Source organism: Rhizobium rhizoryzae (assembly GCF_011046895.1).
Classification (GTDB): Bacteria; Pseudomonadota; Alphaproteobacteria; order Rhizobiales; family Rhizobiaceae; genus Neorhizobium; species Neorhizobium rhizoryzae.
Map to the genome: position 1 here is coordinate 460,281 of NZ_CP049249.1, position 17,615 is coordinate 477,895.

Consider the following 17,615-nt stretch of genomic DNA (forward strand, 5'->3'; position numbering starts at 1 on the left):
CTATCAGCTATGATATATTTCGTAATATACTACAGGAGTTCGACGGCCTCTCCGCCGTCAGAGCGTCTGTCCATCGGCGAAACGAAGGGGTGAGCCAATGAAGATCTGGAATGGGATTGTAGTGGCGGCGGCAGTTTTGCCACTGCTCGGTTCGGCGGCTTTCGCGCAAGCCGATGCCAAACTGAAAACGCTTGTCGTGGCGGTGCCTTCGGATCCGGTTGCGCTTGAGCCGGGCACGAACAAGGCAGAGCCGATCGGCAGTGAGATCATTCTCAATGTCTTCGACACGCTGGTTGCCTGGACGGCACCGGACTTCAAGGTTCTCGAGGGGCGCCTTGCCAAAAGCTGGACCGTTTCCGATGACGGCAAGGTCTTCGACTTCAAGCTGCGCGAGGGTGTGAAATTCCAGGATGGAACCGCCTTCGATGCGGCGGCCGTCAAGTTTTCGCTGGAGCGCACAAAGGCCACCAATCCCTACGTGAAGGCCACGTTCGATCTCATCAAGGAGATCACGGTTGTCTCGCCGACGGAACTCAAGATCACGCTGTCTGCCGCCTATCCGGCTTTCCTTTCCATTCTGGCGCAACCGCAAGCGGGCATCGTCAGCCCCGCAGCTGTTGCAAAATACGGCGACAAGTTTGCCTCCAATCCGGTCGGAACCGGCCCCTTTGCCTTCAAGAGCGCACAGGCCGATACCAATGTCGTGCTTGAGGCGAACCCGAACTATTTCCGCGGCGCGCCAAAGCTGTCGCAGATCATCTATCGCGTCATTCCCGATGCCTCCACGCGCCGTCTCGAACTGGAAGGCGGCGGCGTCGATATCGTGCAGCAACAGGGCCAGCTATCGGCCATTGCAGCTCAGGACATCGAGGCGCTGAAGGCCAACAAGGATCTGAAGGTGCTGGAGGCATCCAGCCAGATCATCCGCCAGCTGGAATTCAACAACAGCAAGACCGACGGTCCCTTCTCGAACCTGAAAGCCCGCCAGGCCATCGCCCATGCCATTGATTATGACGGTCTGCTTCAGGGTGTCTTCGGCGGAACGGCAGAGCGGGTCTACGGACCGCTGACATCAAACAGCTGGGCCTTCAATCCCAAGATGAAGGAACTGGCACCGAAATACGATCCCGAGCTTGCCAAGAAGCTGCTTGCAGAGGCAGGCATCAAGGCTTCTTCGCTGAACCTGAAACTCTACAGCTTCCAAGGCCCGCTCTGGGGTGCGGTAGCCACCTTCGTTCAGGCCAATCTGGCTGATATCGGTATCAATGCGACGATCGAGCAGACCGAGTTCCCGGCGCTTCGGACGCTCCAGACCTCTGGCCAGTTCGACGTGGCGCTGGATGGCCGCCAGCCCTGGTACAACGATCCCGATGCGCATATCACCATCGGTTACCTCTCTTCGCTTGCCAACACGGCCATGACGTTCCGCATGCCGCAGGACAAGGCGCTCGACGACCTTATTTTGAAAGCGCAGCAGACGCCGGACATGGAGGCGCGCAAGCAGCTCTATTTCACCATCCAGGAAGAAATCGCCAAGCGCGTTCCCGGTGCCTACCTGTTCAGTCCGAAGCTGATCGTCTTTGCCCGCGCCAATGTCGAGGGACTGGTGGTCAACAGCGCTCCGCCGCTCAACGAATACTGGTCGGTCTCCAAGAAGTAGGATGCTATCGGGCGTCGGCGGCCATCAGGTTGCCGACGCAAACCCTATGCGGCAGCTTAATGCTCCCCAGTCATTATGGCGGCCGGCAGGAAAAGAGTGAGAGCCACATATGGCGAGTTTCATCATCCGCCGCCTGATCGCCCTGATACCGGTCATGTGCATCGTCCTCGTCATCGTCTTTTCGCTGGTGCGGATCATTCCCGGCGATCCCGCAACCACGTTGCTGGGGCCCGGTGCGACGCAGGATCAGATCGAGGCTCTGCGCGCCCAGCTGAACCTCGATCAGCCGGTTCTTCTACAATTCTACCACTATGTCGTCGGCCTCTTCGTTGGTGATTTTGGCTATTCGCTGAAGACCGGCCAGCCCGTCGCTGCGGAGATCCTGCAGCGCCTGCCAGCAACGATCGAGCTCTCGGTTCTGGCTGTCATCGTGGCTGTCATCGTCGGAATCCCGATCGGCGTCCTGTCCGCCGTGCGCCCGAATTCGATGTTCGACCATGTGACCCGCCTTGTTTCTCTCATCGGCGTGTCGATGCCCGCTTTCCTTCTGGCGCTGATCTTGCAGTTGATCTTTGCCACCAGTCTCGGTTGGTTGCCGGTATCCGGACGTGTCAGCCCCTATCTGCCGATCGAACACGTGACAGGCTTCGTCATTCTCGATGGCCTGTTGACAGGCAATGTGCAGGGGGCGCTGAGCGCCATCCAGCATCTCATTCTCCCGACTGCGGTCCTCGCTGCCTTTCTCGCGGCAACGCTCGGTCGCTTCGTGCGCAATACGATGATGGATGTGATGGGCGAGGACTTCATTCGCACGGCCAAGGCCAAGGGGCTGCGCAATCGGCAGGTCGTGCTGAACCATGGTCTGCGGAATTCGCTTCTGCCAGCGGTCACCATCATTGGTCTCAAATTCGCGGAAATGCTGGGCGGGGCGATCCTGACGGAGACGATCTTCGCCTGGCCCGGGATTGGACGTTACATGTTCGAGGCGATCAAGAACCGCGACTATCCGGTCATTCAGGGTACGACGCTGGTCTTCGCGCTGCTGTTCGTGCTGACCTCCATCATCGTCGATGTGCTTTACGGCATTCTCGATCCTCGCATTCGCCGGAAGATGGGGTGAGACGATGAAGGACGTCGTGCTTTTCCTGCGTCGCAATACGCTTGCCGTTGTCGGGCTTGTCATCCTCGTGGCTCTGATCGGCCTCATTACGGTGGGTCCGTCCCTCACGGGCTATTCGCCCACAAAGCTCGATATCCTCCACAAGCTCGCCGCACCGAGTCTCGATCATTGGCTTGGGACGGATGCCTTTGGACGCGATGTTCTGACGCGCATCATGTATGGTGGCCGTGCAACGCTGGCGATCGGCGTCGGCGTCGTGGCAATCGCCTTTGCCGTCGGGGTATTTTTCGGAATGCTTGCAGGTTTTGCCGGGGGCTGGCTGGACAATGTCATCATGCGCATTGTCGACGCCATTCTTGCCTTTCCCGCGCTGGTTCTGGCCATTGCGCTTTCGGCGGCGTTTGGGCCCAGCCTGCAGAACGCCATGCTGGCAGTCGCGATCACGCTTGCTCCGCAGTTTGCCCGCGTGGCGCGCAGTCAGGCGCTGAGCATTTCGGTCAAGCCCTATGTTGAAGCCGCCATATCGCTGGGGCTGCCCAGTCATCGTATTCTGTTGCGCTACATATTCGTCAACGGGCTTGGGCCGCTTCTGGTGCAGTCCACGCTCGCTCTCGGCAGCGCCATTCTTCAGACGGCAAGCCTTGGTTTTCTCGGGCTTGGCGCACAGCCGCCCATGGCAGAGTGGGGCGCCGATGTTTCTGCCAATCTTCAATATGTCCGCGGTGCCGCCTGGGTGGCGCTGGCGCCCGGGATGGCTATCCTGCTCGCCGTTCTATCCTTCAACCTGATCGGCGATTCGCTTGCGGACTGGTTCAACCCGCGCCGCCGCAGTGAACTGGAATAGACCATTACCCATGACAAAACTGCGCATCACGCTCGAGAAGATCGATTTTCTGCCGCCGGATCGCGTGACGGACGATACGAGCGTCCTGACCCTGAAGAATCTGGTGTTCGAGCCGCTTCTTCGCTGGGACAATGGCTTTGTCAGGCCCGCTCTGTTTGAAAGCTGGACGCATTCGCCGGACGGCTGCCACTGGCAGTTCGTGATCCGGGAGGACGCGACCTTTCATGATGGCAAACCCTGCGTCGCTGCCGATATTCTGGAGTTTATCGACGGAATCCTGCAGGCGGTCGATACCTTCGGGATGAAATGGTCCTACGCCCGCTATCTGAAGGACGCCACGATCAGTGCCGCGTCGCCGCGTGTTGTCGAGGTCCGCAATCCCTATCCAATTGCCGATATCCTCGACATCTTCTCCGAATTCTACATCTGCCGACGCGATAGGGCAGGACGTCCGATCCTCGGGACGGGACGCTACCGCGTGGCGGAGTTCGAGCCCGGCAAGACAGCAGTTCTGGAACGCATGCCCCTGGCTCAAGGCCCGGATCAAATCCTGGTCACGGCCTGCAAGAGCGCCGAAGCGCGGCTTGACCTGCTGAAGGCCGGGACTGTCGATGCGGCGCTCAATCTGGAACGGGTGGAACATCGACTGGAGATGGATCCCCGGTTCCAGTGGGGGCAAGCCGTCAACACACTGTCCGTCATGTATTATCTCAACTGCCGGGACGGCATTTTCCGCCACGAGAACGCACGCCTTGCCGTCAATCATGCGGTTGATACGGCAGCCATTGCCACAGACATCTTCCATGGGCTCGCCGTGCCTTCCGCAACCATCGTCAGCCCGTTTCATCTGGGGGCTGCGAAGGCAGGTCTGTCACCAATCGCCTATGATACGGAAAAGGCGCGCCGACTGCTGGATACGGTAGATACCGATGGCATCGTTCATTTACGCACGCCCACCTTCATGCCGGAGCGAGCGCCTGAAATCAGCGGCTTTGTCGCGGCCTCGCTGGAGGCTGTCGGCTTGAAGGTCGAGGTGGAGACGGAGCTGGATCGGCCCGAATATGCCCGCCAGATCGGTCGCAAGGAGATGGGCGATATGGCTATCTTCGATTCCTCGCCGCACAGCACGTACCGCATCCTGAATGACAAGATTTCCAGCGTGCCGCAGGCCGTGTGGTGGCAGGGCTATGACGATGCCGAGACAGAGCAGCTTATCGCTGCCGCCAATCAGGCGGTGGACGATGTGGCGCGCGAAGAGGCCTATGCGCGTTGCCTGACCCGGCTACATCGCAATCCGCCCTGGCTCTACATTGTCCATCCGATCGATGTCTTCGCCGCCAGTCCCGGTGTTGCGGGCCTCGGCATCGATCACAAGGGCACCCTCACTATCCGCTAAGGAGCTTCCATCATGGAAAAGGACTACTCGATCACCTTCTTCTACTATGAGGATATCCATGCCGTCGCGCCGTTCTATGAGAATGTGCTGGGGCTTGAGCTGGTCCTCGATCAGGGTCTTGCCCGCATCTATCGTATTGCCGGAAAATGCTATTTCGGTATCGTCGACGGCAATCGCGGTCACCTGAAGCATCAGGAGAAAAGCGCCGTCCTGCTGACAATCGTGGCGCAGGATGTGGAGGGCTGGCACGCAAAGCTGAAGGCTGCCGGTGTTCCCGGTCTTTCCGAATTGCTGCGCGGACGGTTCTGCGAGCATTTCTTCTTTGAAGATCCAGCCGGTTACGCGATAGAGATCCAGCGGTTTCACAATCCCGATATCGCCAAGCTGTTCTGACGAGGCGAATGGAATGAGCATGTCGCTGGACCGTTTGCGCAAGACCCTTTTCGAGCAGGCCCTTGCCTTTGGCGCGCGCCCGTTGATGGCGCGTCCCGATGGAGACGTTGCGAGCCTTGCAGAAGGCTATATCCCGCTTCTCGTCAAATTCACGGTCGAGGACAAGGCTGCCAAGGGACTGCGCAAATTACGCGAGCAGGCTGAACCGGAGCCTCCGGTCTATTTCTCCGCTCTCGAAATGGTCCGGGATCATGCCGCACTCGTTCTGATAGGTGAAACCGGCAGCGGCAAGACGACATTCGCCCGGCATCTGAGCCTCACGCTCGCACGCGCTGACAAGACGCCGCGCGTGCTGGCGCGCAACGAACTGGGCGTGCGTCAGGCAGAAGTCTGGGATGCTGGCGACGTGCTGCCGCTCTATCTTCAGGCGCAAAAGGATACCGGCCTGAAGGCGCTGGTGGATGCTGCCGCTCCCGGATTGGAGACGCTTCTCGCGTCCGATACCTGGTCTTCATCCTCTGCCACATTGCTGATCATCCTGGATGCGCTGGAGAATGCAGGTTCCAATTCGGCCAAGCTGCTCGAAGAGGCGCTTGACATGCAGGCGGCTTATCCACGCCTGCGAATCCTGGCTCTGGCTGAAAAGGAGGCAAGCGCTGGGCTGGTGCCGCCAGCGCCGTTCGTGCGCTTCATGCTGCTGCCGCTTCTCAAGGCCCAGCGCATTGACGCCGCGCGAACCATTGCAGCGCTCGATGTTGAGGCGAGTGGTATCGCTCTTGGTTCGGCGGCGGCCAATCCGGCGCAGTTCGCCATGGCGCTCAGCGCTTCCGTCCATGGCACGACGGCCGAAGAGATTGCCGATGCGTGGCTGGCGCATGTGGCGAAGGACAAGCAGACTGCGACGCTGCTGTCCGGGCTCGCATCCGATGCCCTTTGCGGAACACTGGATGAGCCCGACCTTATGCCTGTCACCCGTGTGCGGCAATTGCTGGCCGCTCGCCATCTGGCAGATCAGACGCCGAAATCCGCCGTTGCGGCTTTCCGAGTCAATCCGCCGCTGTGGGCTCCGGTTCTGAGGAGCCTCGCCAGACGGCTTTCCGGAACGGCTATCCTTGCTGAACTGGTGGGCGATCTTCTGGAAGGCGAGGGCGATGCTTCGCTGCGAGGGGCTCTGCTGGCATCGGAGCTTTCAACTGACGGCGCATTCCACCTGCCATTGGCCGAAAGACTGCTGAAGATCGTCGAGACCGGGGCTTTGACCCCCGGCGAGCGTGAACAGGCGGGACGGGCGCTTTCAGCCCTGGGCGACCCACGCGATCTGGAAGCGCTGGCCAGCGTGCCCGCTGGCTCCTTTACCTTCGGTTCCGATACGCACCCGAATTCCGCCCCTCCACATGCATTGACTGTTGCCACCTTCCGGATCGGCGTCTACCCGGTGACCAACAGGCGCTATGGCCAATTCGTCCGGGCCACGAACCGGCCCTGGCAAAGCCCGGACGGCTTTTCGCCTGAGCGGCAAAGTGCGCCCGCCACGGATCTCACATGGCGGGATGCCAATGCCTTTTGTGCCTGGTTGACGGATGTCTGGCGACGCGAAGGGCGCCTCACTGAGACCGAAATCGTGCGTCTTCCGACGGAACCGGAATGGGAGCGGGCCGCACGCGGCGATCAGCCTGACCGGGGACAGGCCATCATCTATCCCTGGGGTCATGAATGGCAGGACGATGCCTCCAATTCGGAAGAGGCGGGCTTCAACACCACCTGCACCGTCGGGCTCTTTCCCAAGGGGCGCTCTCCCTATGGCTGCTACGATATGGCGGGCCAGGTCTGGGAATGGTGCACGACGCTGTGGGGAGAAGACATGGCAACACCCAGCTTCCGTTGTCCTTACAAAAATGATGGCCGCGAGGACAGCAATGCCGGGCCTGCCGTTCGCCGTGTGCTGCGTGGCGGCTGCTTTAGCAGCGGCCAGATGAAGGCTTGCTGCACCTATCGTGGCAGTCTGGAGCCGGATGGCTTCTGGCGCGGCAACGGCTTCCGCATCGTCGTCGCACCGGTAATATGACACCGGGACTGACCGAGTGCGCTGTCGGCAGTTCGACGTATGTGAAAGCATATGTTAAGAGCCACCAAGCGACTTGAGGTAGGCGATGATGTCCGCGCGGTCTTGCTCCTTGGACACGCTGATGGTCATGCGGGTTCCACGCACCAGGCGTGTCGGCCCCGCGAGGTAGGTGTCGAGCCTGTCCTCGGTCCAGGTAATGCCGGAATTCGCCAGCGCAGATGAATAGCTATAGCCCTCGACAACCGCTGCTTTCCGGTCGAACACACCGTTCAGAGCTGGCCCTGACTTGTTGTCGCCTTGGATCGAATGACAACCGGAACAGCGGCTGAACAGCCGCTGGCCGTTAGCCGGGTCGCCGGTTCCGGCGGCTGCGGCCTGGTCAGCAATAGCAAGCATGGCCAAAGACGAGATCAAACGTAGTGCTTTTTCCATGGTCACGCCTTCAAGTCCTCCGGATTGATGGGCAAGGTTCGGATGCGCTTGGCCGTCGCCGCAAAGATGGCGTTGGTCACGGCGGGAAAGACGGCGGATGTTGCGGCCTCGCCGATGCCGCCGGGCGCTTCGGCGCTTGGCACGATATGCGTTTCCACATGCGGTGCCTCATCGATGCGGAGCGGCGGATAGGTGTCGAAATTGCCCTGCTCAACGCGGCCTTCTGAAAATGTGATCGCACCATAGAGCGCCGCCGTGAGCCCATAGAGCGCTCCCCCTTCCATCTGGGCCGCGATCGTATCTGGATTGACCGTCAGCCCACAGTCGACCGCCGTGACGATGCGTGTCACGCGAACAGTTCCGTCTTTCGCCACCGATACGTCGGCAACCATGGCCAGATAGGTGCCAAAGGCGAACTGGACCGCCACGCCACGGCCCTGCCGCTCGGGAAGCACGTTGCCCCAGCCCGCCTTTTCGGCAACGAGTTGCAAGACTTTCAATGCGCGCGGGTTCTCCGAGAGGAGCCTTTTGCGATACTCGACCGGATCCATCTTCGCCGCTGCGGCCAGTTCGTCGATGAAACTCTCGACTACGAAGATGTTGTGCGACGGCCCGACACCGCGCCACCAGCTTGTGAGCACGCCCTGCGGCTCAACCTGCTTGAACTCCACGTGGATGGCCGGAAGCTTGTAGGGAAGATGGGACGCCCCTTCGACGCCATCAGGGTCGACACCGTTGCGCATGGCAGCCGGCGCAATGCGAGCAAAGATCGAGGATCCAGAAATGCGGTGGCTCCAGGCGACGGGGTTTCCCGCGCCATCGATGCCGCCGGATAGACGGTCGTAATAATAGGGTCGATAGTAGCCGTGCTGAATGTCTTCCTCGCGGCTCCAGATAACCTTGACCGGGCCCTTGACCTGCTTTCCGATCTTCACCGCATGGACAATGCCATCGACCTCCAGCCGCCGGCCAAAGCCGCCGCCCACGATGTGATTATGGATGATGACTTTCTCCGGCGGCAGGCCTGTCAGCGCCGCCGTGGCCTGCTTGGCGGACGACATGTTCTGTGTCCCAACCCACAATTCGCAGGCATCGTTGCGCACATGAACGGTGCAGTTCATCGGCTCCATCGCCGTATGCGCAAGGAAGGGCAGTTGATAGACGGCATCGATCCGCACTGCAGCGGCGGAAAGTGCTGCTGCCACATCGCCCTCGCTGCGCGCCACGGCGCCCGCCTGCTGCGATTTTTCATCAAGCAGCCGGAGGATATCGACCTGGGACACGGCTCGGTTCGGACCGTCATCCCAGGTGATGGCCGCAGCCTCCAGCCCCTTCTTGGCAGCGCCCGTATGGTCTGCGACCACGGCCACGGAATCGTCCGTGATGACGACCTGCCGCACGCCCTTGATCGCCAAGGCCGCCGTCTGGTTGACGGAGATCGGTTTGCCGCCCAGCACGGGAGATATCGCGATGGCAGCAATTCTGGTTCCGGCCGGAAGGGCGTCGATGCCATATTTCAGCGTGCCGTTGGTTTTCCCGCGCGTGTCAAGACGCTTCCTTGCGGTCCCCAGAAGCTTGAAGTCGGAAGGCTGTTTCAGCGTGATGGCTTCGGCTGGCGGCTGAGGGAGAGAGGCGGCCCTGTCGACAAGTTCGCTATAGGCCCGTCTGGTCCGCCCATCCGGATGCAGTACGAACCCATCCTGCGTGCGACAGGAGGCGACGTCGACATTCCATTCCGTGGCTGCGGCCTGCATCAGCAGCCGTCGCGCCGTCGCACCCGCCACTCGCAGCGGCGTCCAGAACGCGCGGATGGAGGTCGATCCGCCAGTCGTCTGGCGCCGAAGCATGGGATGCCCGTATAGCGCCTCGTTCACGGGTGCAGCCTCTATCCTCAAATCGTCGAGGGACACATCCAGCTCCTCGGCAATCAGCATCGCCTGTGCGGTATAGATGCCTTGCCCCATTTCCACCTGCGGCATGACGAAGGTGACAAGGCCTCTGCGGTCGATGCGGATGAAGGCGTTTGGTGCAAATTCTTGCGCCGCGAGCAGGGAATTTGCCGCAACTCCAAGGTTGACGACAAGACTGCCGCCAAGTGCGGCACTTGCCTTCAGGAAGTTGCGTCGGTTCAGGCGGGGAGCGAAAAAGGTGTTCGACATGATCTCTTCTCCTTTCAGGCGCTGGCGAGCTTGATGGCTGCACGAATGCGTTGATAGGTTCCGCAGCGACAGACGTTCCCGGACATGGCGCTGTCGATGTCGGCATCGGTTGGTTGCGGCGTTTCAGCCAGCAGTGCAGCGGCGGACATGAGCTGGCCCGACTGGCAATAGCCACATTGCGGGACTTCCAGCTCTATCCAGGCGTCCTGCAGCGCCTTCCCGTGCGGCAGGGTTTCCAGGGCTTCGATCGTCGTGATCCGGCTCTCGGCGATGCTGTCAATGGGCGTGACGCAGGATCGGGTCGGAACACCGTCAATATGGATCGTGCAGGCACCACAGAGCGCCTGGCCGCAGCCGAACTTGGTTCCCGTCATGCCGATGACGTCGCGGATGACCCACAGCAGCGGCGTGTCACCATCTACATCGGCTGTATGGGTTTGCCCGTTGATCGTGATGGAAAAAGCCATGCGTATGCTCCGTTAAGGACCTGTCGTCCGGCGGAACATGGCTTGATTATTGGCGCGGATAAACTGCCGTTTCCTGCACTTGTTATATAGCCCAGCTAAACAATGAACCTGGTTGCCGAAGCCGCGGATCAATCGGCTGAGGAGCGTCTAAGCTCAGAACAGGCCTCGATGAAGGCGCGCAGCTTCGGTTGCGTCTGGGCTGCCTTTGTGAAGTAGAGAAACAACCCATCCGTGCCAGGCGAATAGTCGAGCAAAACGGGTTCAAGTTGCCCGGCAGCGACCCGGTGTGACGCATGATAGGTCGAGGAGTAGATCAGGCCCTGACCGCGTGCCGCGAGCCTTTGCATCAACTCGCCATCGTTGACGGTCACGGGACCGCTGGGCTCGATGCTGATGTTTTGTCCATTCTCCAAAAATTCCCAGCGGTAGATATCGCCTTTCTCGGGCCGACGAAACCTGATGCAGTTGTGACTGGCGAGGTCCACGGGGACCCTGGGGCGGCCATGCTTGCGGAAATAGTCGGGAGATCCGAAGACAGCCCAGTGGAAGTGCGGTGACAGCCTCACGGCGATCATATCCTGGGCGATATATGGCCCGATGATGATCCCAGCATCGTAGCCGCCCGCCACGAAATCATGATGCCGGTTGCTGACCGTGATATCGACCTTGACCTTCGGCCATGCCGCACAGAATTCGGGCAGGATCGGCTCGATGACAAACGGCACGGCAAGGCGTTCGACAAGCAGCTTCAAAGTCCCGGAAGGTTCGCTGGACGAGCCCGAGGCTTGATCCAGGCTTGCCTCGATAGCCTGTGCGGCAGGGGCGACCTCGGCAAGCAGCGCTTCCCCGGCCTCGGTCAGCGATATGCGTCGGGTGGTCCGGTGAAACAGCGGCGTGCCAAGTCGCCGCTCGAGCTTCTGCAGTGCCTGACTGATCGCTCCCGGCGTGACCTCGAGATCCAAGGCCGCTTTGCGAACGCTCTTGTTGTTCGCGACCGCGAGGAATTCAGCCAATCCATCAAACGGGTTCTGGCGGGCCATGCTTCCTCATCGACTTCCCGGCGCTGCGATTATTCCGACCATACGATACATGCGATGCAGCAGTATCGGATCGCAAGTGAAATTTGACCTCGTGCAGTTTGCCGCGACGGCACTGACGTCTCGAAGAGGCTGAAAGGCCTTCCGAGCTTCTCTTCCCTGAAATCGATCTGCAGGGACCACATTCTTCCTTTGGCAGGAGTCAGGTCTTAGGCGGGGCCGGGCACAGCGGCAATGTTTGCCGAGCCGATGATGATGGTTGAAGCGCTGGAACAGGAGGATCGCGCCGAAGTGCCAGAAGAAGGCCCAGCATGATCAGGGCGGCACCAGCCCAACCTGATGCTGCGAGAGTCTCGTTGAAAAGAACCAGCGCGAAACCGGATGCAAAGAGTGGGTCACTCGTTTCAATGATCTGGACGCTTCCTGCGTTGCCTTCCTGGACCGCACGCGTCGTGAACCAAAATCCTCCAATGGTTGGAACGATGATGAGCGCCACGATGGGCCAGACTGCGGAGGCAGGCACTGGCGTCAGAGGCTGCTGCGTAAACGGCACCGCAAGATAGAGGCTGCCGAATCCGAACAGCCAGACCAGATGCGGCAGGCCACTGCCCATTTCGAGCTTCTTGGCAAAGAAGATAAACAGTGCGTATCCAAGTCCTCCGGCGAGAGCGAGAAGAATGCCCAATGTAGTGCCCGCGATGCGTCCTTCGAAGATGAAAATGGCACCCACACCGCCCAGGATGGCAAAGAATGCGAGCGTCTTGGCGAGCGTCAGGCGTTCGCCAAGGATCAGTACCGAAAGGATCAAAGTACCGCCACCCGCCGCGTAGGTCAGGAAGGAAACGAGCGGGATACTCGCCTCGGCAAACGCCCAGGTTTCGAAAAAGTAGAGACTGAAGACGCCGAGTGCGCTCAGAAGCGCAAAGGCACGAGCCCGGCGCGCAAGACCGAAAAGGATGCGGCGTTGGGCAGGGTGGAACAGGCACCACAGAAAGAGAACCAGAAAGGCCCCAGAGCATTTGAGGAACGCAACCTCGTGGTGACTGGCGCCGCCCTGAAAGGCGAAGCGGTTCAGCGGTCCGATTGTGCCATTGGCAAGCGCCGCCAGCAGCGCGTAAATCTCTGCCCGGATGTGGAGTTTCATGCAAAGGTCTCAAGCCCTGAGAAGCGGGCATGCTCATCGGAGAATTTATGGGTGTTGATCACATATCCGATCAAGCTGATCCGTGTTGCATCCATTTAGTAATACCTATCAAAAATTGTTCCCTTCTCCCACAACACTGCTTCAATGATACTATCATGGCTTGCATTTTGAATGCGCAGAAAATATCCTTGGTCGCATGGCGATGCTCGCACTGCGAGAGGCTGAATTTTGAGATCATAAATTTTATTGATTATATTCATTGGTTTGCATGAGCGGCTCCTTCCGTTCGATGACACTCGGCAGCAAACACCTGCAACCTTAGATTTTCCGTCCCGGAGATGAAAATGATACCCCCTTCAGAAATCACGGACAGACTTTCAGTGCGCGGATATGATTTTGCGACCGGCGTTCCATGCTCCCTATTGGGTCCGCTCATCAATCAGTTCACGCTTGAGGATAACTGGCGCTACATCAGCGCTGTCAACGAAGGTCTGGCCGTAGGACTTGCTGCCGGTGCCTATATCGGCGGGTGCAAACCGGTCGTCTTCATGCAGAATTCGGGATTGGGAAACGCATTCGACGGGCTGACCTCGTTGATAGCCGTTCAACGCATACCTTTGCTATTGCTGATCAGCTGGCGCGGCGAGCCCGGTACCGGCGACGAACCACAGCATGATTCCATGGGCAGGATCCTGCTGGATACGCTGAAATTGCTCGATATTCCTTTCGAGGTCCTGTCTCGCGACGGCAGCAATGCCGACATGCTGCTGGACAAGGCAGATCATTGCTTTCGCAATGCAAAGAGCTTCGCTATTGTCATCAAGGAAAAGACGTTTTCTCCCCAGCCGCAGAGCAAGGGCCGCATTCGGAACTGCCGAAGTGCCCGGCGAGAGGCCCCGATCGAGATCGCCGAGTCTTCCTTTCCGACCCGTATGTCCGTCATCGACACGGTTCAGAAAAATGCACCCAAAACGGCGGGAATCGTGTCCTCGACCGGCAAGATGAGCCGCGAACTTCTGCTGATCAATGACAGCCCTCGCAATCTCTACGTGGTGGGCTCGATGGGGCTTGCTTCCACCGTTGGCCTTGGCATCTCGCTCACGACAGAGCGCAAGATCGTGGTTCTCGATGGAGACGGTGCGGCGCTGATGCAAATGGGGGCTTTCGCCATGATCGGAAGCTATGCTGGTGATAACCTCATCCATATCGTTCTCGATAATGGTGTGCACGATTCCACCGGCGGGCAGGAGACGGTTGCGAAAAACGTTTCTTTCTCCCAGATCGCTGCCTTTACCGGTTTTCCACGCGTGTTCGAAACCTTCGGCATCACTGATTTTACGGAGGCGTTTGAAGAAGCATTGCAAGCCGGTGAAGGGCCGGTCGCCATCCATGCCCATGTGGCGCCCGGAAGTCCGCCACAATTGCCGAGGCCTTCAGCCACGCCGATGGACAACATGCTGCGTTTTCAGGCTCACATCCAGTCGGGCTGAGCTCGACGGCAAGTTCTACGTGTCGAAACAGCGAAGAATGTCTCCGACCGGGGTGCAGAGCTCCTCGCATTCGGCGGCCCGACCGTATTGCAGGATGGAACTCGCAGCCTGCTTCATGGCCTTATGGGAGGAACGCAGGAGATGGTTTGCATAGATGATGACGTTGACGCCTGCCTGGAAAAGAGTTTCCTCGTTCACGGCGTTGTAGGTGGTGGGAACGGCAACGAGAGGGGCCTTTTCGCCCGAACGCCTGAACTCCTTGCTGAATTCGAGAACCTCAATGGGGTCCTGATGATGGCTGTGGATCATCACGCCGTCCGCACCGGCCCGCAGATAGGCACGGGCGCGCGTGAGGGCATCCTGCATCCCGTTTCCGAGAACCAGGCTTTCGATCCTCGCAATCACCATGAAATCCGAATTGCGCTGCCCGGTTTTTGCGGACTGAAGCTTGGCGCAGAAATCCTCGATCGGCAATTGCAACTGACCCGGCATATTGCCCTTCAACGAGTTCTGTTTCAGACCTCCCTTGTCTTCCACGATCGTGGCAGAGACTCCGGCTCGTTCCAGGCTGCGAACGGTGGAGCGCAGTTGAAGGTGGTTCCCGCCGGTATCGCAATCATAAATGACCGGCAAGGAACAGACGTCCATCAACTCGTGGAGTGAAAGGAGACGTGAGGAGTGGTCAACGACCTCGATGTCCGGTTTGCCACGGATCGCGGAGTCGGAAAGGCTGCTTGACCATACGGCGTCGAACTTGCGGGTTACGGTCGCGGATTTGAACTCCGCCGCCTGGGCGATCAGGCCGCAGAGCGGTGTATGCGCTTCGAGCACGCGTACAAGGCGGTTTGTATCCATGAGATTGCGAAGACCATGCGCCATTTTTTTCTCCCGACATGAGGCTGCGCTGGAAGGACAGGTCTCGGTCCGTGACCGGTGCGAGAACACAGCTGCACAATAGCAATTTATGATTGCTAGTAGAAATGAATTATCGCATAAAGTGCATCATTATTTCGAAGCAACCGAACGGGAGCAGCCCTTGCCCGCGCTTGGCGATCTGATCGAAACGCTTACCGATAGCGGTCTGGGGGAGTTTCTGGCCAGCTTCAGTCCGCTGCATCCCCGTCCGCTCGATTGGCCGCCCTATCGCGATCGCGTACCGGATCGCCTGCGCGTTCTGGTGGATCTGTTTGCATTCGGTGCAGAGATCGACGCGCGGGAGCTTCCGCAGGAGCTGGGCTGGATTTCAGTGGAACTACCGCGCGCGGGCGTTGCTATTTTCGATGGCAGAAACCTTCAGCTCACGGCTGGACTGCGGCTCGTTCCAGTCGCCGGGCGATGGCTGTTCTGTACTCCTCCCGGCGCGGGATTAAGCCACTATCTTGGCGACGACTCGATTGCGTTGATGTTGCGCATTCAGCCAAAGGCAAACGCGACCGTGCTCGATCTCTGTTCGGGAAGCGGGTTGCAGGCACTGCATTGTGCGGGATTTGCACGCCGCATCACGGCGGTCGAGCGCAACAGGGATGCGGTTGAACTTGCCCGGGTCAACGTGACGCTGAACCGGCTTGAGGAAAAGATCGACGTCCTGCAGGGAGACATGTTCGAACCCGTGGACGGTCGACAGTTCGATCTCGTGGTCGCCAACCCGCCGCTATTGCCTGTGCCGGATGGTCTGCCGGATCTTTCTATCGGGCATGGTGGATATGACGGCATGCGCGCGTGCTGCCGTATTCTTGAAGGGCTGCCAACGGCCTTGTCACCTTCGGGGCGGGCGCATCTCATCGCAAGCTGTCTTGCCGATGCGGACAATCACTATCTTCGCGATCTTCTAGCCACCGCCGCGAAGACCCATCATCTCGATATCACTGCGACTGTGGTTTCCATGAAGGAGATGGGCGGAGCGGATGGCTATCTGGAAGCGATGGCGTCTGCCGTTGCGCGTGAAATCGGGCAGGATCCGGACCGTGTTCTTGCCGCCTACCGGGAAGATATGCGGCAGAGAAGGGCCACGCATCTGAGCTTTCTCTTTCTCATGGCGCGCCATGGGTCAGGACGTGTCGAACTGGTTGATATGCGAACGCCCACCAGCCAGGGTGTGTGGCATATCGGCTGACCGCGAGATGATCATCTGTCGTGGGGATCGGGCGTGAACAGTGCCGCAATTTCCTCCCATGCCAGCGAAGGCTCCTGGCCGAATTCGACCTGAACGGCGCGCAACTGTGCCTTGCCAAGCGCATCAAGCAAGGGAGCTTCCCGACCCCGCCGGCTCAGGACGTCGGGAAATGGCAACCAGTCGGCCAAGGGTCTGTCATGCGCAATACTTTGAACAAGCCGTGCGCGTGCCGTTGCAGCATCGATCGGCGTGATGCGCTGACGGATCGTATCCGTGGAGAATTTGGGAAAGATCAGAAGATCCACGTCCATGGAGCAGATATTGACCCGACGACGAAACAGATGGTCGAGTCCCGGAGCGAAGAATTCATATTTGCCATGGGAAAAAACCGGACCATCGCGATAGGCGAAGCCATCCCGGCGCCGTGTGTCGAGGGCATTGTGCAGAAAAACATTGTCCGTGATGGTTTCCGGCGTGATCCTGCAGATGTGAGGTACGGCCTTCGCCTGGAGTTTACCCTGCAGCGTGATGGTGATTTCACCGAAATCACTGCCCAGAAGCTCCGCGCCACGGGCCAGAAAATGCATCGCCAAGGATGTTTTGCCCGCCATCTTGGGGCCGATGATCACCGCTCCGCGTCCGCGATAGAGCAGCATGGCCGAATGGAGATCAAGGAAGCCTTCGCTCCACAAGGCACGCCGCCAGACATATCCGGCGAGGGTCTCGACATGCGGAATGAATGCGTCTTCAGCTTCCGGCCGCACATAGACGAGGAGGCGCTCTTCATTCAGAAGAATAGTCAGGCCGCGAAATGGCTCCCCGTGGCGGACGACGGTCAACTCCTCAGACAGCGCAACAAAAACCGAGGGAAAATCCGGACGCCAGTAGGTTTTCAGGCCGGCCATTTCCCCCTCTGGATCGACCAGGCGTCGATTGGCCCAGCCAGTCCAGATCGCATCGGAGCGTATGACCGCGATCCGCCACGGGGCTGGGGCTGAGGATGAATCGAGTTGCTCTTTCGGCAACTGAACGACTTTCCCCTGGAGATGGAAAAGAAACTGCAGGATCTCGCCTGTGTCTGCTTCGTCGGAACAGAAATCCAGCGGATGGCCGTGCAGCGTGACACGGACATGATGCGCGCAACCGTTGGCGGCCTGCAGAATAGCCTGTCGGTGAAATGAATGAGTATTCAATGATTTATCCTCGTCAATATCCCTGGAACCGCAATAGACAACAACATCTTTTGGCTGTATCAAATGAAAGTTGCATTTTTATAGTGTATTTGCCACGTTTAT

General features: G+C 59.2%; 15 protein-coding genes. 8 read left to right on the plus strand and 7 right to left on the minus strand.

From position 1 onward, the window contains the following. Positions 1 to 97: 97 nt before the first annotated feature. From G6N80_RS02900 to G6N80_RS02925, 6 genes are all read left to right on the plus strand, one after another. Entirely contained in the window at positions 98 to 1,660 is a 1,563-nt protein-coding gene (locus G6N80_RS02900; RefSeq protein ID WP_062556611.1) for an ABC transporter substrate-binding protein, read from the plus strand. 109 nt (positions 1,661 to 1,769) lie between these two features. Then, entirely contained in the window at positions 1,770 to 2,780 is a 1,011-nt protein-coding gene (locus tag G6N80_RS02905; protein WP_165131141.1) for an ABC transporter permease, read from the plus strand. A gap of 4 nt (positions 2,781 to 2,784) precedes the next feature. Continuing rightward, on the plus strand, positions 2,785 to 3,624 hold the full coding sequence (locus G6N80_RS02910) for an ABC transporter permease (RefSeq protein ID WP_165131143.1): 840 nt from the start codon (positions 2,785 to 2,787) through the stop codon (positions 3,622 to 3,624). A gap of 10 nt (positions 3,625 to 3,634) precedes the next feature. Then, a complete protein-coding gene (locus G6N80_RS02915; protein WP_165131146.1) occupies positions 3,635 to 5,020 on the plus strand; it encodes an ABC transporter substrate-binding protein in 1,386 nt (461 codons plus the stop codon). 12 nt (positions 5,021 to 5,032) lie between these two features. After that, positions 5,033 to 5,413 carry a VOC family protein gene (locus tag G6N80_RS02920; protein WP_165131148.1) on the plus strand — a complete coding sequence of 127 codons (381 nt, stop codon included), beginning with the start codon at positions 5,033 to 5,035 and terminating at the stop codon, positions 5,411 to 5,413. A 13-nt stretch (positions 5,414 to 5,426) separates the two neighbouring features. Continuing rightward, positions 5,427 to 7,478, plus strand: coding sequence for an SUMF1/EgtB/PvdO family nonheme iron enzyme (locus G6N80_RS02925; RefSeq protein WP_165131157.1), 2,052 nt, complete (start codon positions 5,427 to 5,429; stop codon positions 7,476 to 7,478). A gap of 54 nt (positions 7,479 to 7,532) precedes the next feature. On the opposite strand, the gene G6N80_RS02930 is transcribed toward G6N80_RS02925, so the two are convergent. The 5 genes from G6N80_RS02930 to G6N80_RS02950 form a co-directional block, all read right to left on the minus strand. Further along, positions 7,533 to 7,910 (minus strand): c-type cytochrome, encoded by a 378-nt coding sequence (locus G6N80_RS02930; protein WP_165132305.1) that lies wholly within the window; start codon positions 7,908 to 7,910, stop codon positions 7,533 to 7,535. Positions 7,911 to 7,912: 2 nt separating this feature from the next. Further along, positions 7,913 to 10,069: a xanthine dehydrogenase family protein molybdopterin-binding subunit gene (locus tag G6N80_RS02935; protein ID WP_165131159.1), complete on the minus strand. Its 2,157-nt coding sequence runs from the start codon at positions 10,067 to 10,069 to the stop codon at positions 7,913 to 7,915. 14 nt (positions 10,070 to 10,083) lie between these two features. Then, positions 10,084 to 10,536: a (2Fe-2S)-binding protein gene (locus G6N80_RS02940; RefSeq protein ID WP_062556603.1), complete on the minus strand. Its 453-nt coding sequence runs from the start codon at positions 10,534 to 10,536 to the stop codon at positions 10,084 to 10,086. 128 nt (positions 10,537 to 10,664) lie between these two features. Further along, positions 10,665 to 11,576 carry a LysR family transcriptional regulator gene (locus G6N80_RS02945; protein WP_062556602.1) on the minus strand — a complete coding sequence of 304 codons (912 nt, stop codon included), beginning with the start codon at positions 11,574 to 11,576 and terminating at the stop codon, positions 10,665 to 10,667. Between the two features lie 199 nt (positions 11,577 to 11,775). Further along, entirely contained in the window at positions 11,776 to 12,717 is a 942-nt protein-coding gene (locus G6N80_RS02950; protein WP_165131161.1) for a DMT family transporter, read from the minus strand. Positions 12,718 to 13,061: 344 nt separating this feature from the next. Here G6N80_RS02950 and aepY point away from each other — a divergent pair, with 344 nt between their 5' ends. Further along, the gene (aepY, locus tag G6N80_RS02955; protein ID WP_165131163.1) at positions 13,062 to 14,207 is read left to right on the plus strand and encodes a phosphonopyruvate decarboxylase; all 1,146 of its coding nucleotides are present in this window, start codon (positions 13,062 to 13,064) and stop codon (positions 14,205 to 14,207) included. A 15-nt stretch (positions 14,208 to 14,222) separates the two neighbouring features. Here aepY and aepX read toward each other — a convergent pair whose 3' ends face one another. Continuing rightward, positions 14,223 to 15,086 (minus strand): phosphoenolpyruvate mutase, encoded by an 864-nt coding sequence (gene aepX, locus G6N80_RS02960; RefSeq protein ID WP_165131165.1) that lies wholly within the window; start codon positions 15,084 to 15,086, stop codon positions 14,223 to 14,225. Between the two features lie 157 nt (positions 15,087 to 15,243). Here aepX and G6N80_RS02965 point away from each other — a divergent pair, with 157 nt between their 5' ends. Then, positions 15,244 to 16,320 carry a methyltransferase gene (locus G6N80_RS02965; protein ID WP_165131167.1) on the plus strand — a complete coding sequence of 359 codons (1,077 nt, stop codon included), beginning with the start codon at positions 15,244 to 15,246 and terminating at the stop codon, positions 16,318 to 16,320. Positions 16,321 to 16,331: 11 nt separating this feature from the next. Here the strand turns inward: G6N80_RS02965 and G6N80_RS02970 are convergent, their stop codons facing one another. Beyond that, positions 16,332 to 17,513: a phosphoenolpyruvate carboxykinase (ATP) gene (locus G6N80_RS02970; RefSeq protein WP_165131169.1), complete on the minus strand. Its 1,182-nt coding sequence runs from the start codon at positions 17,511 to 17,513 to the stop codon at positions 16,332 to 16,334. Positions 17,514 to 17,615 lie beyond the last annotated feature (102 nt).